Below are 21,966 nucleotides of genomic sequence, written 5' to 3'. Positions count from 1 at the left end.
GAGCCATGCTCGGCAGAAGCCTTACCGGTAATGCCCCAGCCGAGCATGGCTCGGCACTACACGGCCAAACGCCTGCCGAGTATGGCTCGGCACTACAGGGTCAGTGCGTGCCTGCCGGCGGCGGCACCACCTGCTGGCCCACGCCGCTGGGCACCGTGTCGTAATAGCGATTGGTACGCGTATCCAGCACCCGGCCCGGGCTGGTCTGGCGCATATGCGGCGCCGGCTGGCCCTTGCTGTCGTAGATCGGCCGCGCAGGCTGCGCCGGCTGCACGATCGGCTTCACCTTCGGAGCCGGTTTGGGCGGCTTGACCGACGGCGGACGCACCCCCTGCGGCTCCCGCGGCGTGGATGGCGGCAGCTGCGGTGGCGGCAAGGTCACCGGGCGCGTCGCCGTCGGTGCCGGTGGCTGCTTCAGCTGTGCCTGCAGCACCAGCGGCCAGGCCACCAGCAATGCCATCACCAGATACAACGCCCGTTTCATCGGCCCCTCCTGTTGTTGCACGTAGAAGCATGCGCCGGCACAGCTTGCGCGGCGATGAATGCGCCCTTGGACTGGCGCCGGCCCGCCCCTACCATTGATACCTGCCCCACGGATTCCGCGCCATGACCGCTTTCGACCTCAGCCCTCCCAGCCCCGCCCAGCGCGACGCCCTTGTTGCCGGCCTCAGCGCCGAGGAGCAGCGCGTACTGTTACAGCACGGCACCGAGGCACCGTTCTGCGGCGTATTCCTGGATAACAAACGTGACGGCGTGTACTGCTGCCGGATGTGTGCCCTGCCGCTGTTCCGTTCCAGCACCAAGTTTGATTCGGGCACTGGCTGGCCAAGCTTCTTCGCCCCCTTCGACCCGGCGCATGTGCGCGAGATCCGCGACATCAGCCACGGCATGATCCGCACCGAGATCGTCTGTGCCCGCTGTGGCAGCCATCTGGGCCATGTATTCCCGGACGGCCCACCGCCGACCTTTGAACGGCATTGCCTGAACTCGGTATCGCTGGGTTTCGTAGAGAACGGCCAGCCCTACCCTGACCCGCTGCAGCGCGGCGGTGCCGAGGCACAGCCAGCGGCCTAGCCCGTAGTGCCGAGCCATGCTCGACAGAAGCTTTACCGCCGTAGTGCCGAGCCGTGCTCGGCAGGGGCTTTACCGTTGTAGTGCCGAGCCATGCTCGGCAGAAGCTTTACCGGTAGAGCCTCAGCCGAGCATGGCTCGGCTCTACAAGGGCAGGTTGCTGAATCCGCCAAACAAGGCAGGGCTCTACAGATTCTGCTCTGACGGCCGACAACGGGATATCCCCATCCCCGCGTCTGTTCCCCATGCTCATCATCGTCGGCCTGCTCATTGTCATCTTCGCTGTCCTGGGCGGTTACGTCGGTGCGCACGGCCGCCTGGCCGCGCTATGGCAACCCTACGAGCTGGTCATCATCGGCGGCGCGGCGCTGGGTGCGTTCCTGATCGGTACGCCGCTCAAGACCGTCAAGCAGACCCTGCGCGCCACCGTCAGCGTGTTCAAGGGCCCGCAGTACAAGCGCCAGGACTATCTGGACGTGCTCAGCCTGCTCTACGAACTGCTCAACAAGGCGCGCCGCGAAGGCTTCATGGCGCTGGAAGAGCATGTCGAGAACCCACAGGACAGCGCGGTGTTCGCCAACTACCCAAAGGTGCTGGCCGACCATCACCTGCTGGACTTCATCACCGACTGCCTGCGCCTGATGATCGGCTCCAACATCGAGCCGCATGAGCTGGAACCGCTGCTGGAACTGGAGCTGGAAAAGCACCACCACGAGGCGCTGGAACCGGCCCACGTGCTCAACAAGGTGGCCGATGGCCTGCCCGGTTTCGGCATCGTCGCCGCGGTGCTGGGCATCGTCATCACGATGGGTGCCATCGGTGGTGACATCAAGGAAGTGGGTGCGCACGTGGCCGGTGCGCTGGTTGGTACCTTCCTCGGCATCCTGCTCGGCTATGGCTTCATCGGCCCGCTGGCCGCGGCGGTGGAAGCGCGCGCCGAACAGGACGCACGCATCTACGAATCGGTGAAGACCGCGCTGCTGGCCTGCCTGCGCGGCTACAACCCGAAGATCGCGCTGGAATTTGCCCGCAAGACCGTGCCGTCGGCATTGCGCCCGGGCTTCAGCGAGTTCGAACAGCATCTGAAGTCGGTCAAGTAAGGCGCCACGCATATGACCGAGAACACCAAACCCACGGTGATCGTGCGCCGGGTGAAGAAAGTCCAGGGCGGCGGCCACCACGGCGGTTCGTGGAAAGTGGCCTACGCCGACTTCGTCACCGCGATGATGGCCTTCTTCCTGGTGCTGTGGCTGATGGCCGCCACCACCAAGCCCGAGCGCGCGGCGATCTCCGAATACTTCCGCAACCCCAGCCCACTGGCTGGCAGCAGCAGTACGCCTGCACCCGGCATGGCCGGCCCCGGCGGCGCCAGTACCTCGATGATCAAACTCGGCGGCGCCACCGATGTGTCGCGCGGCACCAGCAATGACCCGTTCCAGAACAAGCAGGAAGCGGTGCCGACGCCGGTGCAGGAACGCGAGCGCGACCGGCAACGACTGGAGGCACTGAAGCAGGAGCTGCAGGAAGCGATCAGCAAGAGCCAGGCGCTGGAGCCGTTCAAGGACCAGCTGCTGCTGGACATCACCCCTGAAGGCCTGCGCATCCAGATCGTGGACAAGCAGAACCGGCCGATGTTCGACCTCGGCAGCGCGCGCCTGATGCCGTATACCAAGACGATCCTGCTGGAGCTGTCGCACTTCATCAACCAGGTGCCCAACCACATCAGCATCACTGGCCACACCGACACCACCGCCTATTCCACCCAGCTCGGCTACGGCAACTGGGAGCTCAGTGCCGACCGCGCCAACGCCGCGCGACGCACCCTGCTGGAAGGTGGCATGGAGGAGATCAAAGTGGCGCGCGTGGTCGGCCTGGCCTCCTCGGTGCTGTTCGACAAGATCAACCCGCAGAACCCGATCAACCGCCGCATCAGCATCGTGGTGATGACCAAGGAGGCCGAGGCCGCGGCGCTCAATGAGACCGCCACGCTGGCCTTGCCGCCCACTGCGTCAGCAGAGCTGGAAGTGGATGGGGTGCCTTCGGCGGTGGAGTGAGGGCTGTTGCTCTCTCGGCGATCGGAGACCTGAAGCTACCCCTCCCCAGCCCTCCCCTTGGCCTGCGGCCAAAGGGAGGGGGCGAAAGCGGGCCTGCGCCCAGATTTCGCCGGGCTGCACGAACAGCCCCCTCCCTTTCGCGCAGCGAAGGGGAGGGTTGGGGAGGGGTGATTCCAGCATTCACCCCACAGGATGAAACCTCCCTGCCCAGCCCCAGCAAACGCCAAACCGGCTTGGCGCCTACAATAGGCATCGTTTTCCACTAGCCGAATCCCATGTCCAAGCTCTCCAAAGCCAAGCGCGACAAGCGCAAGAAGCAGGCCCCGCGCCGTCCATTCGCCCGTCTCAACAGCCAGCAGCAGGTGCAGAACCACGCTGTGCTGGTGAATGAAGAAGGTCAGGTCGTGGCCGCCATCGGCCTGCAGGGCACCGAATGGCTGCTGTCCATCGGCGGCCAGACCATGGGCAATGCCGACAACCCGGTGCCGATGCTGGCCATGCTCAAGCACCTGGCCAATGTGCAGGAAAAGGAAGGCCGCAAGGTCACCCTGGAGTACTCCGCAGCGCTGCAGCAGATGATCGACGACCTGGCCGCCGACGAAGGCAAGACCGCCGACGACTACCTGGCAAACCTGGTTTCCGAGTTTGAAGGCATCGAAGGCGAAGAGGCCACGGAAGTGGCTGACGACGCCATCGCCATTGCCGAAGAAGTGCCGGACGCTGAAGTCGACGCCGACGGCAAGCCCAAGGCCTGATCCAGGGCCGAACGTGACGGTCTATATCGACGATGCGGTACATCCCTGGCGCGGCGAGCGCTGGGCGCATCTGATGGCCGACACCTTGCCCGAGCTGCATGCGCTGGCGCAGCAGCTCGGGATCCCCCGCAGGGCGTTCCAGAACCGCCCCAGCGGCGTGCACTACGACGTGCCGGCGCCGCTGCATGCGCAGGCCATCGTGCTGGGCGCACAGGCGATATCGCGGCATACCGATCGCACACTGGTGCGGCGCGTGATTGCCAATGCGCGGGCGCTGTACCAGCCGGAATAAGTGCAGCGTAGTGCCGAGCCATGCTCGGCAAGGGGCTTTACCGGCAAACCTGATATGTAGAGCCGAGCCATGCTCGGCAGCAGCTCTACTAGTACTGCCCCAGCCGAGCATGGCTCGGCACTACACATGGACACTACTGGTAATGCCCCAGCCGAGCATGGCTCGGCTCTACACATGGACGCTACTGGTAACGCCCCAGCCGAGCATGGCTCGGCTCTACAGGGGCTGCGGGCTTAGAACGGGTCGCTGCCGGGGCGCACTTCCACGCCCAGCAACGAGCACAGCGCCAGCATCGCTTCGTCGTCACGGCTCAGGGCCACCCAGCCGGCGTAGGCGTCTTCACCGGTATTCCAGTTCCACACCGTGTAACCGTGCTCACGCAGGCGGTCATGGGCGGTGGTCATCAGCATGGGCACGTCCAGGTCGGCGGTGAAGTCTTCGTCATCGAAGTCGCCCCCCCAGGCAATGTCCAGGTTCCAGCGCACGGCCATTTCGTTCAGCGCGGCGACAAAGGAATCGGTGTCCTTCCAGTCCACGTAGAAACCTGAACGCCAGTCGATGGCATCCTTCAGGTCCCACAGCCATTGCTCGTCGCTGGAATCTTCCTCGGCGCCGGCGCGCGCTTCACGCCAGGCGTCGAACTGCGCCAGCGCGGCGTCTTCGTCACCGGGATTGATCAGCCACAGCAGGTTCCAGACCCGCGCCGGATGGTCGTCTTCGTCGAAGTCCGGTTGCAGTTCGTCAGAGTCTTCGTAATCGGCGCTGTTGTCAGGCATGAGGCGGTTTCCACTACGTAATGCCGCGCATTCTGCGGCCAGCGGCGCGCCAGCGAAAGCCTTGGCGCGTCACAGCGGGTATCCTTGCGCCCCGAAGAGGGCCACGGTGGCCTTCACTGAAGCACTGATATGAGCGATACCCCTCCCGATCATCTGGCGATCAACCCGCAGAGCCCGTTCCACAATGCTGAAGCCCTGCAGCGTGGTGTTGGCGTCCGTTTCAACGGCGTCGAGCGCGATGACGTGGAAGAGTATTCCGTGCAGGAAGGCTGGATCCGCGTACAGGCCGGCAAGGCCCGCGACCGCCGTGGCAACCCGATGACGCTGAAGATCAAGGGTACGGTTGAGCCGTATTTTCTTGAGTTGAAGAACGTTTAAAGCTTGAAAGCCTGCATGGCTAGCTAGGAGCCTGCCCTCACCCCAACCCCTCTCCCGTGAACGGGAGAGGGGCTCGGATTGTGGCGGCTCGTAGCGCACTAGCCCCTCTCCCGCTTGCGGGGTGAAAGGAGCAGCTTGCGAACCACTGGTTCGCTGCTCCTTGAACGGCCTTGCGCCAGCGCAAGGACCGGGGCGCGGAGCGGGGGTTGGGGTGAGGGGAAGCCCCTGGCAAGCAAACCCCACAACACACCCCTCAATCCCTTTGCCGGGTCTCCAGCAAATCCAGATTGCGGATCAGCTTGCGCGCGATCTCATCGGATACCTGCCCGCGCCGGGTCAGCCGGAACAACTCCTCACGCTCGGCATTCAAGCCGGCCGTGCGCAGGCTGCGATACGCCTGCTCCATGCGCCGCACCTGTTCCGGGTCTTCGTCCGGGCCCTGGCCTTTTTCCAGATTGCGCTGGTACAGCAGGCTCACCCTTGCCGCCGCATCGTTGAGCAGCTGCACCGCCGTGGTGGATTGCCCCTGCACCAATTCCTGGCGGGCCTTTTCCACAGCCGCCAACGCCGCCTTGGAGGACGATCTGCGGGCCAGATCCTCTTCGCGCCGGCTGTCATCGTCCTTGGGCAGCTCCAGGCCCTTGAGCAGGCGCGGCAACATCAGGCTGGCGCCCACCAGCGATACCAGGATCACTGCCGCGGCAAGGAAGATCACCAGGTCACGCGCCGGGAACGGTTCGCCACCGGGGACCATCAGCGGCAAGGTCAACACACCGGCCAGGGTGATGGCGCCGCGTACACCGGCCACCGACATCGCCAGCACCACCCGCCACGAGGTACTGGTTCCCTTCTCGCCACGCATCCGCGCCCGGAGCAGGTTCCAGCGCAGCGACAGCCACACCCAGACCAGCCGCAGCACCACCAGCACCGCATTGATCGCCAGCACGTACACCAGCAGCCACCAGGCGCTGTGGTGGCCGGTAGCCGACATCGTCTGGATCGCACGCTCGACGATGCCCGGCAACTGCTCGCCCAGCAGCACGAAGATGATGCCGTTGAAACTGAACTGCACCATGTTCCAGACCGCGTTGCGCTGCACGCGCATGCTGCCGCTGATGCGGCCGGTCAACTCCACGTAACTCATGGTCACGCCTGCCGCCACTGCCGCCAGGATGCCCGATGCATGCAGTTCTTCGGCCAACAGGTAGGCCGCGAACGGGATCAGCAGGTTCACCAGCAAGGCAGCGCCGGGCTCTTCGCCGAAGCTGCGCCACAGCCAGCGCTGGAAGGTGGACACGCCCCAGGTCACCGCCACGCCGATGATCAGGCCGGCCAGAGCCACCCACAGGAAGGTCAGCGAGGCCTGGGCCAGCGAGAACGTACCGGTCATCACTGCCGCCACCGCAAAGCGGAAGCAGACCAGGCCCGAGGCGTCGTTCAACAGGGACTCGCCTTCCAGGATGTGCATCAGCCGCTTGGGAATCGGCGCGCGCGAGGCGATGGCGCTGACCGCCACCGGGTCGGTGGGCGAGATGATCGCCGCCAGCGCGAAGGCCACGGCCAGCGGCATCGATGGAATCATCCAGTGGATCAGCAGGCCGGCGCCGACCACGGTGAACACCACCAGGCCGAACGCCAGTTCCAGGATGGCGCCCTTGTCGCGGAACAGGCCCTGCTTGGGAATGCGCCAGCCATCGAGGAACAGCAGCGGCGGCAGGAACAGCAGGAAGAACATATCCGGCTCAAGCGCGTGCCCGCGATTGAACACGCCCGCAATCAGCGCGCCCAAGCCGATCTGCACCAGTGGCAACGGCAATGAGAAGGGGAGGATTCTTACCAGATAGCCACTGGCGACAACCGCCACCAGCATCGCCAGAACAACTTCAATCGTGTGCATGCCCGTTCCACGGAATCACTACCACGACAGCAGGCTGCCGACACTGGCAGTGGCGGATGAATACCGGGAAATTACCACAGCAATCCGATGTTGCTGGTGTCGCTGCTGTTGCTTATTACGCGCAGATGCATGAAAGCCGTGGCTGGCGGCGGCCGCATCGGCCAGCGCCAGCCACGCAGCTTGGTCGGCTGTGCGCTGTGCCCTTGCCACTGCACCCGCAGCACGCAGCACGCAGCACGCAGCACCAGTTTTCAGGCCGCGCCGTCGAAGCGATAGATGTCCATCGCCAGAAAGCCCATATCAATGCCGGCATCGATCCGTTGTGCACCGAGCCGGTCACTGCCGGCCGCGCCCATGGCGAAGTACAGCGGCAACAGGTGCTCATCGGTGGGATGTGCCTGCATCGCGAACGGCGCCTGCTGGCGGTAATCGAACATCGCCTGCAGGTCATCGGCGTGCAGCTTCTGCTCCACCCATTGGATGAAGGGGCGCACATAAGGCGCCTCCTTGCCGGCCTCGTAGTGGTGCCAGTCGTGCAGGTTGTGGGTGATGCTGCCCGAGCCGATCAGCAATACGCCCTGCTCGCGCAACGGGGCCAGTGCACGGCCCATCGCAAACTGATGCGTGGGGCCCAGCGAGGGCTGGATGGACACCTGCAGCACCGGAATATCGGCTTGCGGGTACAGGTAGCGCAGCGGCACCCAGGCGCCATGATCGAGCCCGCGCTGAGGGGCGATGCCCGGCTGCAGGCCGGCAGCGGCCAGCCGCTGGGCCACGTCCTGGGCCAGCTCAGGCGCGCCCGGCGCCGGGTAGTGCAGCTGATAGAGCGCCTCGGGAAAACCACCGAAGTCATGGATGGTCTGCGGCTGCGCCGCCGCCGACACCTGCGGCGTACGCTGCAACCAGTGCGCCGAGGCCATGACGATGGCGCGCGGGCGCTCCAGCCCGGCGGCCAGTTCAGCCAGGCGCGGCCCCACCAAACCCGGCTGCAGCGCGGTCATCGGCGAACCATGCGAGATATAAAGGGAAGGCAAGGGGCGGCGCATTGAAAGCTCCCGGGATTTGCGGAGCACACAGGTTATTGCGCGGAGCTCGAGCAACAAATAACCTCAACGTCAACGTTTTATTTCAAAAACGGAAACAATGGACACCATCGATGCCATGCGTGTGTTCGTCACGGTGGTCGAGCGCAACGGCTTCAGCGCCGCCGCCGATGCCCTGGACATCTCCACCGCCGCCGTCACCCGCCAGGTAGCCGCACTGGAAAAGCGCCTGTCCACGCGCCTGCTCAACCGCACCACGCGCAGGGTCAGCCCGACCAGCACCGGCGCGGCCTATTACCAGCGCTGCATCCAGCTGCTGGCCGAATTCGACGATCTGGAAGCCTCGGTAGGCGCGCAGGCGCTGCAACCGTCCGGGCGGCTGCGCATCAACGCACCGGTCAGCTATGGCATCGCCCGACTCGGCGCGCTGTTGCCGGCCTACAGCGCCCGTTACCCACAGGTGGAACTGGACCTGCAGTTGTCCGACCGCCAGGTGGACATGGTCGAGGAAGGCTTTGACCTGGCTATCCGCATCACCCGGCACCCGGCACCCAACCTGATCGCGCGGCAGCTGGCGCAGGTGCGCATCCGCCTGTGCGCGGCGCCGTCCTATCTGGCCCGGCGCGGCACGCCCGTCAGCCCGGAGGATCTGGCCGCCCACGATTGCCTGGCCTATACCTACTCCGCCGGTGGCGACAGCTGGCAGCTGCTGGGGCCGCAGGGCGAAATCACTGTGCCGTTCGTGCCCCACCTGCGCGCCAACAATGGCGAAGTGCTGCGTGAGGCCGCCATCGCCGGCATGGGCATCATCGCCCAGCCGGATTTCATCATCGAGCAGGCGCTGGCCGACGGCCGCCTGCTGCCGGTACTGCCGGATTGGGAAAGCCCGGCCATCGGCATCCATGCGGTGTATACCAGCCGCAGCCACCTGGCGCCCAAGCTGCGCAGCTTCATCGATTATCTGGTCGAGTGCCTGGACCCGAGCGCTGCCGGCTCAGGCTGAGCGGCTTTCATCCAGCATCAGCAGGACCTGCTCCAGCGGCATCGGCCGCCCCAGCAGATAGCCCTGCACCTGGTCACAACCGTGCGCGGCCAGCCAGCGGCGCTGGCCCTCGGTTTCCACGCCCTCGGCAATCACCGACAAGCCCATGCTGTGGCCCAGCGACAGCAGCGCACGGCAGATGGCGGCGTTGCGTGGATTGCTTTCCACATCGGTGACGAAACCGCGGTCGATCTTCAGCGAATCCAGTGGCAGATGCTGCAGGTAGGACATGCTGGAGAAGCCGGTACCAAAATCATCCAGCGCCACGCCCACGCCGTTGGCATGCAGGTGCCCAAGCGTCTGCAGGGCCTGGGTCGGATTACGCATCAGCACGCTCTCGGTGAGCTCCATCTGCAGCGCGCCACGGGCCAGGCCGTGGTCCTGCATGGCACGGCTGAATTCACCGACCAGGTCGCTGTTGAACAACTGCACCGCCGATACGTTCACCGCGATTGGCAGGTGCTGCCAGCCGGCCGCCGACAACTGCTGCTGCGCGCGCGCGGCCGCGTGGATGACCCAACGGCCAAGCGCGATGATCAGGCCGGTGTCTTCGCACAGCTGGATGAAATCGGCCGGCGGAATGAAGCTGCCGTCGAGCTGTGGCCAGCGCAGCAAGGCCTCCAGCGCCACCGGGCTGCCTTCGGCGGCATCCATGATGGGCTGGAAGTGCAGCACGAATTCGCCGCGGTCAATAGCGATATGGATACGCCCGGCCAACTGCAGGCGTTCGGTGTAATGAGCCGCCATGCCTGCGTTGAAATTCAGCAGAGCCACGCCGGTTTCGCGCGCGGCATGCGCGGCCTGCGCGGCGCGGCCCAGCACCTGCTCGGCCAGCTCGCCATCCAGCGGGCAACTGGCCACGCCGATGCGCGCTTCCAGCTGGTGGTAGGTATCGCGGCCACGGATCGGTTCGGCCACCGCCGCCATCAGCGCATCCAGTGCCAGCTGCGGATCGCGCTCGCCTTCAATGGCCAGTACGAAATCCTCGGCCGGCTGGTGTGCCAACAGACCGTAACGCGAGGCCAAGCCCCCCAGGCGCACCGATACGGCGCGCAGCGCCTCCTCACCGGCGTCGCGCCCCAGGGTGTCGGTGATCATCTGCAGACCGCGCAGCTGCACGTGGGCGATGGTATAGCCACGGCTGCCGGCATCCAGGCGCTCGGACAGCGCGCGCACGGTCAACAGGCCGGTACCGGCATGGTGACTGGCGCGGTAGGCCAGCTCGTTCTCGTAACGCAGGCGCTGGCTGACATCTTCGGCCAGCACCAGGCAGGCATTGCGGCCGTCGAATTCCAGCTTGGCGAAGTGCCCCTGCACAAGGAAGGCGCTGCCATCCTTGCGCAGATGGGTGCTGACCTGCAGGCCGAGCAGGTCACCGCTCAAGGCGCGGCCTGCACTCTGACGGATCTCGTCCCACTCCACCGCCGGGCGGATATCCAGGATCGACATCGCCAGAAACTCTTCGCGGCTGTAGCCGTACTGGTCAATCGCGGCCTGGTTCACTTCCAGAAAGCGCAGGGTGACCAGGTCGAAGATCCAGAACGGCGCCGGATTGCGATCAAACACCAGCCGGAACTGGCGTTGTGCCTCCTGTGCGCGCGCCTCGGTGTTGACCCGTTCGCTGATATCCACCACCGCGCCGGCCAGGCGTTTGCTGTCACCAACATCGTCGACCAGTTCACCGCGCGCCGACAGCCAGCGCAATGAGCCATCGCCACCGCGCAGGCGGAACATCGCGTTCAAGGCACCCTTGCCGGCCAAGGCCCGCAACAGCATGTCGTTCAACCAGGCACGGTCTTCCTCGTGTACCCGCGCCAGGAATCCTTCCAGCGACGCGCTGCGCCCGGGCAGGCCCAGCATCTGCTGGGTCAGCGCCGACCAATACACGATTGGCCTTGCGCCATGGATGGACCAGGTACCGACCTTGCCCACTTCATGGGCCAGCGCAAGCTCGGCATTGCCGGCCTGCACCTCTTCGCTGAGCTGGCGCTGGTGCCGGGTGCTGCGGCCCACGCGGTACAACAGATAGGCAAAACCGGCCAGGTACAACAGGAAGATGCCGATCGAGGCGTACAGCAGCAGATACCAGCCTGCCATCACTTCCTGGTAGGACAGCGACGCGTACAGGCTCAAGGGGTAATCCATCGGCACGCTGACCGCCGCGATGCGCCGTTGGCCATCGTAGGGACTGATCACCGTCCCCTGCTTGATCACTTCCGCTGACGGCTGCAGGACCTTCATCGGCCGTGCCAGCTCCTTGCCAACCAACTGGGCCGGGTCACGGCTGTGGGCAAGCAACTGACCGTATCGGTTGCCAATCGAGGCAGTGCCGTCGCGGCCCAGGTCCAGGCCGCTGACCACGTCCTGGAACGCACCCAGCCGAACCCGCGTCAACAGCCACTGGCCCGGCTGCACCTGCAGCGCCGCGCGCAGCACCCAATGCTGGTCAGGCATGCGCTCCAGCGCGCCCAGATACAGGCCACCGGTGAGCAGGCGGTTCTCCTCAAGCACCCAACTCTGCAAAGTGGGATCGCCAACACCGGCCGAGAGCGGCGTGCCGTGATCATCCACCAAGGTCACCGAGGCCAGATCCTGGTTGCGCTCAAGCACACCCCGCAAGCTGGCCTCAAACAAAGCAGGTGCCTGATCAGGCACCTGGCGGTAGAACTCCCGGCAATCACTGGCGCTGCCGCGCAACGCGCGTTCCCAGGTAACCAGCTGTGCTCGCAGCAGGCGGCTGCTGCCACTGGCCAGTGCCATCGACTGCCGCTGCGCTGCTTCCAGGCGGCTGTTACGGTCGTTCCACAGCATCGTGATCAGGGCGGCAGCAAGCAGCAACGCCACCGCCACACCGGCAATGACCATGACCCGCAATGGATGAGCCGGCGTTCTGGTCACCGGTGAGTCCAACGCATCAGTAGGTGGTCAGCTGGCATTACGTATGTTGGTCCTGGCATCACTACAACTAGGAGCCGTCAGGTGGGGACCTGCACCGGCCGCATGCGAACACCACATACCCCGTGCTGCCGATGTCTCCCCAGACACCATCTACAGCGCGTTCGCTCAAGCATGCAGCACAACCACCGTCGGCGTGAAGAGTGCGTGACCAATTTTCTCGCATTCCCCGTACTTGTGCACATTCGTCAAGTGCCAGAATCGATATCTTTATGAACGGGGTTGGAGGTCTAGACTTGTCGCACACATCCTCCGGATACCGTCATGGTCCTGCAACGTTCCTTCCTCGTACTGGCAATCGGTGCCGTGCTTACCCTCAGCGGCTGCGGCAAAGAGGCAAGCGCGCCTGCGGTTGACAGCAGCGCACCACCCAAGCCGGCCGCCGCAGCCAAACCGCAGCTGGGCAGTTTTGGTTTCGATGCCGACGGCATGGACCGCAGTATCGCCGCCGGCGACAACTTCTTTGACTTTGCCAATGGCCAGTGGGTGCAGCGCACCGAGATTCCGGCTGACCGTTCCAACTATGGCAGCTTCAATGTGATCGCCGAGAAAACCCTGGCCGACACGCGCGCCATCATGGAGGAAGCCGGCAAATCCGATGCCGCCGATGTGCGCAGGATTGGCGATTACTACGCCGCGTTCATGGACGAAGCCGGCATCGAGACGCGCGGCACCGCGCCGGTGCAGCCGGCGTTGCAGGCCATTGCCGGCATCGCCGACAAGCCGGCGCTGGCCAAGGCACTGGGCGCCGGCATGCGCGCCGACGTCGACCTGCTCAATGCCACCAATTTCTATACACCGCACCTGTTCGGCGTGTGGGTGTCGGTGGACCTGCTGCAACCGGACCGCAACGCGCCCTACCTGGTGCAGGGCGGGCTGGGCATGCCGGACCGCGACTTCTACCTGCAGGAAGGTCGCATGGCCGAGCTGCGCAAAGCCTATGAAGCCTATGTCGCCCAGCTGCTGACGTTGTCGGGCGACAAGGACGCTGCCGCCAAGGCCGAGCGCATCGTCGCGCTGGAAACCAGGATCGCCCGCGCCCACGCCACCCAGGAAGAAACCAACGACGTGCAGAAGGGCGCCAACGCCTGGAAGCAGGCCGACCTGGCCGGCAAAGCACCGGGCATGGATTGGAAGGCCTTCCTGGAAGGCGCAAACCTGGGTGCGCAGCAGGACTTCATCGTCTGGCAGCCCAAGGCCGTAGCCGGCCTGTCCAAGCTGGTCGCCAGCGAGCCGCTGGATGTGTGGAAGGATTACATGGCATTCCACGCGCTGGATGAGGCAGCAGCGTATCTGCCCAAGGCCTTCGCCGACGCCCACTTCGCCTTCCACGGCACCGCCATGAGCGGCACCCCGCAGCAGAGCGACCGCTGGAAGCGCGCGGTGGCCGATACCAACAGCGCGGTTGGCGAGGCGGTTGGCAAGATCTACGTCGAGCGCCACTTCGATGCGGCCACCAAGGCACGCGCCGATGAGATGGCCAAGAACATCATCGCCGCCTTCGCCAAGCGCATCGACGCGCTGGCATGGATGTCACCGGAAACCAAGGCACACGCCAAGGCCAAGGTTGCCGGGCTCAAGGTGGACATGGGCTACCCGAGCAAGTGGCGTGACTACAGCGCGCTGGAGGTGAAGCGCGACGATGCACTGGGCAATGCCCAGCGTGCCTCGTTGTTCGAATACCAGCGCAACATCGCCAAGCTCGGCCAGCCGGTGGACCACAGCGAGTGGGCGATGCTGCCGCAGACCATCAATGCGATGAATGTGCCGCTGGAAAACCGCCTGGTGTTCCCGGCCGCGATCCTGCAGCCGCCGTTCTTCGATGGTGCGGCGGACGATGCGATCAACTACGGCGCCATTGGTGCGGTGATCGGCCATGAAATCAGCCATGGTTTCGACAATGCCGGTGCACTGTTCGATGAAACCGGCAAGCTGCACAACTGGTGGACGGCCGATGACCTGAAGAAATTCAACGCCGCCGGCGATGCGTTGGCCATGCAGTTCGACAGCTACGAACCGTTCCCCGGCGTGCACGTCAACGGCCGCCTGACCCTGGGCGAGAACATCGCCGACGTTGCTGGCCTCGGCACCGCCTATGACGCGTACCGGCTGTCATTGCAGGGCAAGCAGGAGCAGACGCTGGAGGGCTTCACCCCGGACCAGCGCTTCTTCCTCGGTTTTGCCCAGGCCTGGCGCAGCAAGGCGCGTGAGCAGGCGCTGCGCAATTCGCTGCTGACCAATGTGCATGCGCCGGGCCAGTTCCGTGCGCTGACCGTGCGCAATCTGGATGCGTGGTATCCGGCGTTCGACGTAAAGCAGGGGCAGAAGCTGTATCTGGCACCTGAGCAGCGGGTCAAGGTCTGGTAAAGGCTTTGCGCTCCCTCCCTTTGGCCGAAGGCCAAGGGGAGGGTTGGGGAGGGGTCGCTTTTCGCTCGTAACGCCCCTGCCGAGCATGGCTCGGCACTACGGCGACTCTGGCCACGCAGACAGCACTGCAGGCTCCTGCCCTACCCGCTTGCAGGCGCGGGTGGATATACCGTCATTCAAGGCGATCCGGAACAACGGCGCCACGCTGCGCAGCACCCGCGCTGCCACCACCGACTGCAACTGCTGGCCACGGCTGCGTCCGAGCAGCTGCACTGCCCAGTCCGGCAACAAGGCCGCACCGGCTGCAAGAAACACATCGCGCGACACGCCCGGCAAGGGCACCGGCAGGCGCACCTCGCTCAGCACCTCCAATACCTCGCGCGAGCGCGCATCCATGCTCAGCTGCGACTGCTGCGCCTGGAAGTACTCACGTACCTGCGCTTCGCTGGCAGGCACATCGCGCGCGCCCAGGGCCTCGGCCACACGCCGGTATTCGTCGTAATAGCGATCGGCAATGGCGGCTGGAACCTCGCGGCAATAGCGCCGGCAACCTTCCAGAAAGCCATAGGCTTCAGTGACATGCACCCAGGTCAGCAACTGCGGATCGTCCGCGGCATAGGTCCGGCCATCGGGCAGCGTGCCCACCACCTGTGCATGGATACGCCGCACCTTGGCAATCAACTTCTCCACTTCGGTCGCTGGCGCATAACTGGTCCCGGCGACAAAACTGGTGGTGCGGCGCAGCCGCCCGACCAGATCCTGGCGGAAGTTGGAATGGTCATAGACCCCGGCCAGCGCGCGCGGGTGCAGCAGCTGCAGCATCAGCGCGCACAGCCCGCCTGCCAACATGCCGGGAAATTCGGAATGAATACGCCAGGTGACGCTGCCCGGGCCAAACCAGCCCGGGTCGCCCAAGGGTGTGTCGTACTCCACCCCATTCTGGTTACGTGGAAAGGCATCCAGCACCCAGCGGCGGATGTGGGCGGTGGCGGCGGCGGAAACGGGACTGAACAGGGATGACATGCCGCCTATCGTACCGGTCTGGCTGCGCAGCTGGCTTGCGTGGAGCCCCGATCTGGCAGCTGTACAGCCGCCATCAAGGCCCAGCGCCCGCCCGGCGTGCGGCATGTGCAACCGCAGCAAGGAATGTGACGGGAGTTGAAACGTCCTTCGTGCTGGGCCATGACGCACCGCAAAAATTTCGCGCTGCTACAGCGCTACGGCGGGCATCACGGGAAGGCTCTTCGCACGGCCCCCATTGCCAAGCCGGCCGAAAGTGCTAGAACTGAGCCTGCCTGACCGCTTCAACCTGCATCCGTCGCTCGTTCCAGCAAGTATCTGCAAGGAGCTCAACATGATCGCACTGTTCAAAGGTTTGGGATTGCTGTTGCAAGACAACGAGCTGTACAACAGCCCGTTCGAGAAGCAGGTTGATCATTGGAAAAACCTGAGCGATCAGCAGATACGCGAGGAAGTGTCGGTACTGGCCAAGGCCAAGTGCCAGTGGTTGATGGCATCGATCGTGCTGTGGCAGGCCTCGTCACTGCTGATCCTGGGCTTGATCACCAACTACCTGTGGCGCGATGACTTCCATATCACCTTCACCCGCGTGGTGATCGTGCTCGGCTCTTGGGTGTCGATCCTGTTCGTGATCTGGTTCATGGCCAACATGTTCGACCACACCGCCGGCTTCGAGCGTTGGATGAAGGCCTTCAACAGCCGCGCCCGGATCAGCTCCGATGCCGACAGCGTGGACGAAGTGGCCGAAGCGCTGGAGATGGCCAAACACTATCCGGAAGTACTGGACTACAAGCAGGCCGTCACCAACACCCGTGAGCTGCGCCATGAAGACGTGCGCATCATGCGTGAGCTGGGCCGCATGCGGCAGCATTCGGAACTGGTCGGCAAGCTCAACCACATCGGGGATGATGGCTTGCGACTGCAGCCTGCGTTCTGAGCCAGCCGGGATTTCCTGCTGCAATCGCCGCGCTTTGTCGCGGCGATTTTTTTTGCGGATGGTGAAGCTCCCCTCTTTCCAACCCCTCTCCCGCAAGGGAAGAGGGCTACAGCTGCAGCTGCAGCTGCAGTTGCAGTTGCAGTTGCAATCGCAGCTTGCGCTCGCGGAGTTTCAAGTCATCTCCTTGCGGGGCTGGAGCGGCCGCTTGCAAACCGGTTCGAGGTCTCTCAAGCGCTCTTGCGTCAATGCAAGGGCCGGGGCGCGGGACGGCGGCTGGGGAGTGGGCTTGGCTGCGTCTGCACGCGCCCAAAGCCGCCCTCAGCGCCGAATGGTCACCTGCTGCGCAAAGCCAGCCGGCAATCCATCCACTACCCGCGTGCTTCCTACCACCACCACGAAATCCTGTAGTGCTTCGCGACTGCAGACCTGGCCAGCGCCACCATCTGCCCGACTGCACTGCTCGCGATACAACTGGTAGCCGCAGCGCCCGCTGTCACTCTGCAGGCATTGGAAACGGCTGACCCCGGCCACCACCGTGGTGCGGCTGAGCAGGCTCTGCTCACCGCTGATGCGGGTGATCGAGGTCTGCCCCGCAGATTCGTGGATGCCCAGCATCGACAGCAGGCTGCCGATCAAAACTGTCAGGTAATGCATGGCAATACTCCGGCATACGGCGCGGCATCACATGCCGCGGAACAGACTCATGAAGGGTTGGCTGACCACCAGCGTCTCACTGCGGTGCTTGAGCCGCAGCACGCCGCGACCACTGTCCTCGCGGCTCACCGCCGCCACCGCTTTCATGTTGACGATGGTGGCGCGGTGGATCTGGCGGAAGTGGTTGGCGTCCAGAGCGGCTGAGAGCTCGCGCAGCGAGCTGCGCAGCAGCAGTTCTTCCTCGGCGGTGACCACCACGGTGTATTTGCTGTCGGCGCGGAAATACAGCACTTCGTCCAACATCACCAAGCGGGTTTCGCGACCGTTGCTGGCGGTGATCCAGGCCAACGGTGGCGCGGCCAGTGGCGCGGCAGGCTGCCTTGCCAGTTGCTGCAACAGGCGTTCCAGCACACCCGGGTCAGCGCTGCCGGCCTGGCGGCGGGCCAGCACACGCTGGCGCGTTGCCAGCAAGCGCTCATCGCTGACCGGCTTGAGCAGGTAATCCACCGCGCCCTGTTCAAACGCGCTGATCGCGTACTGGTCGTAAGCAGTGACGAATACCACTTCGGTCTGCGGGCTCAGCTGCTGCAGCGCGCGGGCCACGTCCAGGCCGGTGATGCCGGGCATGCGGATGTCGAGGAAGGCCAGATCCGGCTTGTGCGTTTCCAGTGCCTCCAGCGCGGCGGCACCGTCCTCGCATTCGGCCACCACCTCAAGCTCCGGCCACAGGCGCTGCAACTGGGCCAGCAGCGCTTGGCGCAGCAGCGGCTCGTCTTCGGCAATGAGGGCTTCAAGGTGCATGCGGCAACTCCGGCATGTTCAGCGTTGCCGGTGCAGCTGCAGGTGCAGGTGCGGCTGCGCCAGCCGCCGTGCTGGGCAGCGGCGCCGCCGCTGCGGTAGGCATCGATGCAGCGCGCCTGGGCAGGCTGATGGTGGCTGCCATGCCGCTGGGGAAATTGGATACCAGGGCCAAGGTGGCCTGTTCGCCACAGCTCAGGCGCAGGCGTTCGCGCAGGTTTTTCAGGCCGATGCCGGTGCCGCTGTTGTCAGTGCTGATGCCCTGGCCGTCGTCGGCCACGGTGATGGTCAACTGCCCGTCCAGTTCGCGCGCCAGTATCCATACCGTGCCGCCACCAGTCTTGGGCTCCAGGCCGTGTTTGATCGCATTCTCGACCAGCGTCTGCAGCGACATCGAGGGCAGGCTGACGCCATGCAGCGATTCGGGCACATCGATCTGCAGGTTGAGCCGCGAGCCCATGCGGATCTGCAGGATTTCCAGATAGGCCTGCACCCGTTCCAGTTCCTGCCCCAGCGTGGAGACCGATTGGTCGATGCCGGGCAGCGAGCTGCGCAGGTATTGGATCAAGTGGCCCAGCATCTGCTCGGCACGGGCCGGATCGCTGCGGGTCAGTACCTGCGCATTGGCCAGCGTGTTGTAGAGGAAGTGCGGCTCCACCTGCGCATGCAGCAGGTTCAGGCGGGCCACGCTGAGCTCCTTTTCAGCTTCGGTGCGTGCGGCGTGTTCGCGTTCCTCGCGGCGCTGCTGGGCGACCTTTCCGCTCAGCGCATGGGTGACGGCTTCTGCGTTTTCGTAGTTGCTGCCTTCATCGAGCAGCAGCAGGTCGACCCAGGCCCCGGCATCGGGTTCGAAGAACAGGGTGACGCTGCTGGTATCGGCGCCGGGAATGACACGGGCGGTGATCTGGTTGTGCTTGATGGCCAGCCGCGCCATCGGATTCCAGCGTGACGGCGGGCGTTCGCCATAGGGATCGGCGCGGCGCTGGGTAGCGCGCAACTGCAGGGTACCGACCGAACGCTCCAGCTGCTCGATCCGCGGCATCTGCCCGATCACCTGTTCCAGCAGTGCAAACGCGGTGGACGCGTCCAGCGGCAACTCGACCTGGCGGCGATGGCGGTTGGCCAGGGTCTGCGAGTCGAGCCGGTCGGCGATCAGGGCGACCCGGCGGATATGGCCGACCACGGCGGTCAGCGCGAACACCATCAAGGCCATGGCAGCCAGGCCGAAGATCCAGCCCGGCGACTGGTCCATGCCGCTGAACAGGCCGCTCCACAGGAAGGCGGCAACCAGGATGGTCAGCGCCCAGGCGGCGAGGATGCGGAAACCTAGAAAGAGGCTGGCGAACATGATCAATCACCATAGGGATTGGGGGTGAGCATAGGCATCCCCGGCAAGGCCGCAAACGGCCTGCGACGAAACCCGCAAAAAGCGCGACCAGACCCGGATTGGCCGCGATGGAGTGCAGGAGGTCTTGTGGGAGCGGCGTGAGCCGCAAAGCAGGTGGAGTATCCGGAGACGGCCTTGTCCAGCGTTTCATTGGCGTCAGCTTCGCGGCTCACGCCGCTCCCACAACCTCAGCCCGCTGGTAGCCCGGGTAAGCGCAGCGCACCCGGGGGGAGCCAACAACCCCGGGGGTTGGCTTTTGCCGGTAAAGCCCCTGCCGAGCATGGCTCGGCACTACCGCTTTGCTCCCTCCCTTTCGCCGCAGGCGAAGGGGGTGAAGAAGGCCTGCTTGCGCGCCACTGGCGCGCGGCCTGATGAACGACCGAAGGCTGTGCCTTCGGGCCGGACGGGTTGGGGAGGGGTTGGCTTTTGCCGGTAAAGCCCTGCCGAGCATGGCTCGGCACTACCGGGCGTGCCAATCGGTGGGTAGCGACCAGCGCGCGACCCCGTCGCCGCACAGGCCAAGCAGGGCATCGCCCTGCGGCGCCCACTGCAACTGGCGCAAGTCCCAGCAGGCCGAGCGGCTGGGGTTCAAGCTGAGCGACTTGCCGCTGTCCAGGTTCCATATCGTCAGTACCGGGGTGCTGCCGTCGTTGCTGCCCAAGGCCAGCAATCGGCCGTCGGCCGACGCCGCAGCGGCGTTCAAGGAATTCAGCCCCGGCAATACCAGCGAATGTTTCAGCTTGCCGTTGGCCACGTCGATCACGTGCATGCCCGGATTGCGACGTTCACCTTCCATCAGCACGAAACCCACCGCGATCCAGCCACCGGCCGCAGAACCCAACGGCGCCGGCACCCATTGCGCCATGCCCGCATCGTCATTGCCATCGGCCTTGCCAAAGCGACGTGGCAGCGACAACACGCGACTGACCCGCCCGCTCGCAGCCTCCAGTTCGGTCAAACCGGCCGGGTCCTCGACCCAGAAGCCCTGCCCCGGACCGTCCCAACGCACCGGCTTGATCCGGGTGTTGCCCGGATAGCCTGCCAGCACGCCTTGCCGCGGCGCGTCGAAGCGCTGTGCGTAGATCCAGGCCGCGCCCTCGGCAGGCGGTGCCGCCTGCAGTTGCAGCACCCGCAACACCTCGCGGATGGGATTGCGTCCGTCCAGCGCATGGTCGTAGGGCACGGGACGCCCCTGCGCATCCGCCAGCCAGTTCCAGCCACCGCTGATCGGCTGGCGTACGTTCGCCGCCCATTGCACGGGGTGCGATGTCGCTGCGGCCTGGCCAACGGCATACGTGACCACTTGGCGCTGCACGGCCAGCCACGCATTGCGTCCCTGCAGGTCGGTGCTCAAAGCGGCGCGACCGGCATCCCCCTCGGCCTGCCACAGACGCTGGGGCGTATTGCCCATGCCCGGTGCCCAACGCCACAAGGCATCGGGATGGCCGCTGAGCAGCAGCACGCTGCCGTCGGCCAGCGGCCGCATGTCGTAGTACTGGCCGCCTTCCGTCTTGAGCAGACGCTGTGCGCTCGCCGCATCGGTGGCACTGCCTGGGGCTGTCAGCGTCGGCTCGACGATGCGGCTGTCAGCCGCCAACGGTGGCTGCCAATCACCGGCACCCACGCCGATCTGCGATGCCGCGCCGGGCAGCCTGCGCAATGCGTCGTACACGGGCGCGAACAGAGCCTCCGGCACACCGCGACGCATCAACCTCGGCGCGGGGCCGCCGCCCATTACGTTGAACTCGCGCAGCTGATCGATCACACCGCCATTCGGGTTTGGCCAATCATCGACGCGGCTCAAGGTAATCGCCGTAGCAGGTTTGCCCAGCGCTTCGTCGACCTGCATGACGCGTACTTCGATTGTGCTTTTCGCGCGCCCTAGCAGACCATGCCTGTGTTCGGCGCTGGCCTGCCAGCTGGCGAAGTCAACCTGCAGCTCGGCCAGCTTGTCGCTCAGCGCATCCACCGTTGGGTCGTGCTGCAGGCGCTGTTCGCGCAGCGGCAACTCTTCGGCCAGCAGTGCGCCCTGCTCCACCGCTGTGCGCAGCGCAGGCATGCGATAGCGACGGATGAATTCAGCCTTCAATTCGGGACGGCGGGCGATCAATACATTGCCCCAACCGTGGTCCATATAGGCCACGCGGGTGCGCTGCACCGGCGCGTTGAAGGTGCCCAGCGGTGCGAGGCTGGCCTGCACCACCGGCAGTACTTGCTCGAACGGCAGGGACACCACCAGTTCCACCTGTCCCAGCGGACGTTGGTTCTTTGCCAACAGCGGCGCCTGCAGCGCGGCAGGCAGGCCTTTCTCCGGCTGCTGCTGATTGCTGGGCAGCATCTGCCAGTTCGGCGGCAATGGTGAGGCGAGTGCCAGCAGCGGGAAAATCGTGCAGGCCAGGCAGAGGATTGCGCGGCATGCGCTGGTGTTTGTCATGGGTCTTCCTTGGTGGTGCGGCGAACGAGGGTCGGGACGAGCTTTGAGCGCTGTGCAGCTGCGGCCCTCACCCCAACCCCTCTCCCGCAGGAGAGGGGCTTCATGC

Annotated in this window: 19 protein-coding genes; 9 read left to right on the top strand and 10 right to left on the bottom strand. The window is 65.1% G+C overall.

The genetic code is table 11. The annotated features are described in order from the left end of the window. Nucleotides 1–100: 100 nt before the first annotated feature. On the bottom strand, nt 101–484 hold the full coding sequence (locus tag ABE493_RS03405) for a classical arabinogalactan protein 4 (RefSeq protein ID WP_346497292.1): 384 nt from the start codon (nt 482–484) through the stop codon (nt 101–103). Nucleotides 485–606: 122 nt separating this feature from the next. Here ABE493_RS03405 and msrB point away from each other — a divergent pair, with 122 nt between their 5' ends. From msrB to ABE493_RS03380, 5 genes are all read left to right on the top strand, one after another. Beyond that, nucleotides 607–1,074 carry a peptide-methionine (R)-S-oxide reductase MsrB gene (msrB, locus tag ABE493_RS03400; protein WP_346497290.1) on the top strand — a complete coding sequence of 156 codons (468 nt, stop codon included), beginning with the start codon at nt 607–609 and terminating at the stop codon, nt 1,072–1,074. 242 nt (nt 1,075–1,316) lie between these two features. Continuing rightward, the gene (gene motA, locus ABE493_RS03395) at nt 1,317–2,171 is read left to right on the top strand and encodes a flagellar motor stator protein MotA (RefSeq protein ID WP_346497289.1); all 855 of its coding nucleotides are present in this window, start codon (nt 1,317–1,319) and stop codon (nt 2,169–2,171) included. A gap of 12 nt (nt 2,172–2,183) precedes the next feature. Continuing rightward, nucleotides 2,184–3,125 (top strand): flagellar motor protein MotB, encoded by a 942-nt coding sequence (gene motB, locus ABE493_RS03390; protein WP_346497287.1) that lies wholly within the window; start codon nt 2,184–2,186, stop codon nt 3,123–3,125. Between the two features lie 275 nt (nt 3,126–3,400). Continuing rightward, entirely contained in the window at nt 3,401–3,880 is a 480-nt protein-coding gene (locus ABE493_RS03385) for a hypothetical protein (RefSeq protein ID WP_346497285.1), read from the top strand. A 13-nt stretch (nt 3,881–3,893) separates the two neighbouring features. Beyond that, complete coding sequence (locus ABE493_RS03380) at nt 3,894–4,172, top strand: DUF4031 domain-containing protein (RefSeq protein ID WP_346497283.1); 279 nt, start codon at nt 3,894–3,896, stop codon at nt 4,170–4,172. A gap of 233 nt (nt 4,173–4,405) precedes the next feature. On the opposite strand, the gene ABE493_RS03375 is transcribed toward ABE493_RS03380, so the two are convergent. After that, the gene (locus ABE493_RS03375; protein ID WP_346497281.1) at nt 4,406–4,948 is read right to left on the bottom strand and encodes a DUF6630 family protein; all 543 of its coding nucleotides are present in this window, start codon (nt 4,946–4,948) and stop codon (nt 4,406–4,408) included. A gap of 129 nt (nt 4,949–5,077) precedes the next feature. Between ABE493_RS03375 and ABE493_RS03370 the strand changes: the two genes are divergently transcribed. Next, nucleotides 5,078–5,326: a DUF3297 family protein gene (locus ABE493_RS03370; protein ID WP_346497279.1), complete on the top strand. Its 249-nt coding sequence runs from the start codon at nt 5,078–5,080 to the stop codon at nt 5,324–5,326. Nucleotides 5,327–5,579: 253 nt separating this feature from the next. Here the strand turns inward: ABE493_RS03370 and ABE493_RS03365 are convergent, their stop codons facing one another. Further along, nucleotides 5,580–7,223: a Na+/H+ antiporter gene (locus ABE493_RS03365; protein WP_346497277.1), complete on the bottom strand. Its 1,644-nt coding sequence runs from the start codon at nt 7,221–7,223 to the stop codon at nt 5,580–5,582. A 251-nt stretch (nt 7,224–7,474) separates the two neighbouring features. Continuing rightward, complete coding sequence (locus ABE493_RS03360) at nt 7,475–8,269, bottom strand: DODA-type extradiol aromatic ring-opening family dioxygenase (protein ID WP_346497275.1); 795 nt, start codon at nt 8,267–8,269, stop codon at nt 7,475–7,477. A 97-nt stretch (nt 8,270–8,366) separates the two neighbouring features. Between ABE493_RS03360 and ABE493_RS03355 the strand changes: the two genes are divergently transcribed. After that, nucleotides 8,367–9,269: a LysR family transcriptional regulator gene (locus ABE493_RS03355; RefSeq protein ID WP_346497273.1), complete on the top strand. Its 903-nt coding sequence runs from the start codon at nt 8,367–8,369 to the stop codon at nt 9,267–9,269. On the opposite strand, the gene ABE493_RS03350 is transcribed toward ABE493_RS03355, so the two are convergent. Next, complete coding sequence (locus ABE493_RS03350) at nt 9,261–12,206, bottom strand: bifunctional diguanylate cyclase/phosphodiesterase (protein ID WP_346497271.1); 2,946 nt, start codon at nt 12,204–12,206, stop codon at nt 9,261–9,263. The genes ABE493_RS03355 and ABE493_RS03350 overlap by 9 nt on opposite strands. A gap of 321 nt (nt 12,207–12,527) precedes the next feature. Between ABE493_RS03350 and ABE493_RS03345 the strand changes: the two genes are divergently transcribed. Further along, entirely contained in the window at nt 12,528–14,630 is a 2,103-nt protein-coding gene (locus tag ABE493_RS03345) for a M13 family metallopeptidase (protein ID WP_346497269.1), read from the top strand. A 96-nt stretch (nt 14,631–14,726) separates the two neighbouring features. Here ABE493_RS03345 and ABE493_RS03340 read toward each other — a convergent pair whose 3' ends face one another. Further along, on the bottom strand, nt 14,727–15,653 hold the full coding sequence (locus ABE493_RS03340; protein WP_346497267.1) for an oxygenase MpaB family protein: 927 nt from the start codon (nt 15,651–15,653) through the stop codon (nt 14,727–14,729). A 331-nt stretch (nt 15,654–15,984) separates the two neighbouring features. Between ABE493_RS03340 and ABE493_RS03335 the strand changes: the two genes are divergently transcribed. After that, entirely contained in the window at nt 15,985–16,587 is a 603-nt protein-coding gene (locus ABE493_RS03335; RefSeq protein WP_057629895.1) for a hypothetical protein, read from the top strand. 318 nt (nt 16,588–16,905) lie between these two features. Here ABE493_RS03335 and ABE493_RS03330 read toward each other — a convergent pair whose 3' ends face one another. The 4 genes from ABE493_RS03330 to ABE493_RS03315 form a co-directional block, all read right to left on the bottom strand. Next, nucleotides 16,906–17,241 carry a hypothetical protein gene (locus ABE493_RS03330; protein WP_346497264.1) on the bottom strand — a complete coding sequence of 112 codons (336 nt, stop codon included), beginning with the start codon at nt 17,239–17,241 and terminating at the stop codon, nt 16,906–16,908. A gap of 27 nt (nt 17,242–17,268) precedes the next feature. Continuing rightward, nucleotides 17,269–18,042, bottom strand: coding sequence for a LytR/AlgR family response regulator transcription factor (locus tag ABE493_RS03325; protein WP_346497262.1), 774 nt, complete (start codon nt 18,040–18,042; stop codon nt 17,269–17,271). Further along, entirely contained in the window at nt 18,032–19,387 is a 1,356-nt protein-coding gene (locus ABE493_RS03320) for a histidine kinase (RefSeq protein ID WP_346497261.1), read from the bottom strand. The genes ABE493_RS03325 and ABE493_RS03320 overlap by 11 nt, the downstream gene beginning before the upstream one ends. A gap of 499 nt (nt 19,388–19,886) precedes the next feature. Further along, nucleotides 19,887–21,860, bottom strand: coding sequence for a WD40 repeat domain-containing protein (locus ABE493_RS03315; protein ID WP_346497259.1), 1,974 nt, complete (start codon nt 21,858–21,860; stop codon nt 19,887–19,889). Nucleotides 21,861–21,966: the final 106 nt, after the last annotated feature.

The sequence above is a fragment of the Stenotrophomonas terrae genome, from assembly GCF_039674165.1.
In the GTDB taxonomy this organism is placed as follows: Bacteria; Pseudomonadota; Gammaproteobacteria; order Xanthomonadales; family Xanthomonadaceae; genus Stenotrophomonas; species Stenotrophomonas terrae_A.
The sequence above is the reverse complement of the archived record's forward strand: the minus strand, read 5'-3'. Positions and strand labels throughout refer to the sequence as shown.

What these genes read in the sequence shown, in the direction of transcription:
- motB (WP_346497287.1), top strand. Translation starts at nt 2,184, where the DNA reads ATGACCGAGAACACCAAACCCACGGTGATCGTGCGCCGGGTGAAGAAA.
- ABE493_RS03335 (WP_057629895.1), top strand. Translation starts at nt 15,985, where the DNA reads ATGATCGCACTGTTCAAAGGTTTGGGATTGCTGTTGCAAGACAACGAG.
- msrB (WP_346497290.1), top strand. Translation starts at nt 607, where the DNA reads ATGACCGCTTTCGACCTCAGCCCTCCCAGCCCCGCCCAGCGCGACGCC.
- motA (WP_346497289.1), top strand. Translation starts at nt 1,317, where the DNA reads ATGCTCATCATCGTCGGCCTGCTCATTGTCATCTTCGCTGTCCTGGGC.
- ABE493_RS03340 (WP_346497267.1), bottom strand. Translation starts at nt 15,653, where the DNA reads ATGTCATCCCTGTTCAGTCCCGTTTCCGCCGCCGCCACCGCCCACATC.
- ABE493_RS03370 (WP_346497279.1), top strand. Translation starts at nt 5,078, where the DNA reads ATGAGCGATACCCCTCCCGATCATCTGGCGATCAACCCGCAGAGCCCG.
- ABE493_RS03365 (WP_346497277.1), bottom strand. Translation starts at nt 7,223, where the DNA reads ATGCACACGATTGAAGTTGTTCTGGCGATGCTGGTGGCGGTTGTCGCC.
- ABE493_RS03325 (WP_346497262.1), bottom strand. Translation starts at nt 18,042, where the DNA reads ATGCACCTTGAAGCCCTCATTGCCGAAGACGAGCCGCTGCTGCGCCAA.
- ABE493_RS03315 (WP_346497259.1), bottom strand. Translation starts at nt 21,860, where the DNA reads ATGACAAACACCAGCGCATGCCGCGCAATCCTCTGCCTGGCCTGCACG.
- ABE493_RS03355 (WP_346497273.1), top strand. Translation starts at nt 8,367, where the DNA reads ATGGACACCATCGATGCCATGCGTGTGTTCGTCACGGTGGTCGAGCGC.
- ABE493_RS03320 (WP_346497261.1), bottom strand. Translation starts at nt 19,387, where the DNA reads ATGTTCGCCAGCCTCTTTCTAGGTTTCCGCATCCTCGCCGCCTGGGCG.
- ABE493_RS03330 (WP_346497264.1), bottom strand. Translation starts at nt 17,241, where the DNA reads ATGCATTACCTGACAGTTTTGATCGGCAGCCTGCTGTCGATGCTGGGC.
- ABE493_RS03360 (WP_346497275.1), bottom strand. Translation starts at nt 8,269, where the DNA reads ATGCGCCGCCCCTTGCCTTCCCTTTATATCTCGCATGGTTCGCCGATG.
- ABE493_RS03405 (WP_346497292.1), bottom strand. Translation starts at nt 484, where the DNA reads ATGAAACGGGCGTTGTATCTGGTGATGGCATTGCTGGTGGCCTGGCCG.
- ABE493_RS03375 (WP_346497281.1), bottom strand. Translation starts at nt 4,948, where the DNA reads ATGCCTGACAACAGCGCCGATTACGAAGACTCTGACGAACTGCAACCG.
- ABE493_RS03345 (WP_346497269.1), top strand. Translation starts at nt 12,528, where the DNA reads ATGGTCCTGCAACGTTCCTTCCTCGTACTGGCAATCGGTGCCGTGCTT.
- ABE493_RS03385 (WP_346497285.1), top strand. Translation starts at nt 3,401, where the DNA reads ATGTCCAAGCTCTCCAAAGCCAAGCGCGACAAGCGCAAGAAGCAGGCC.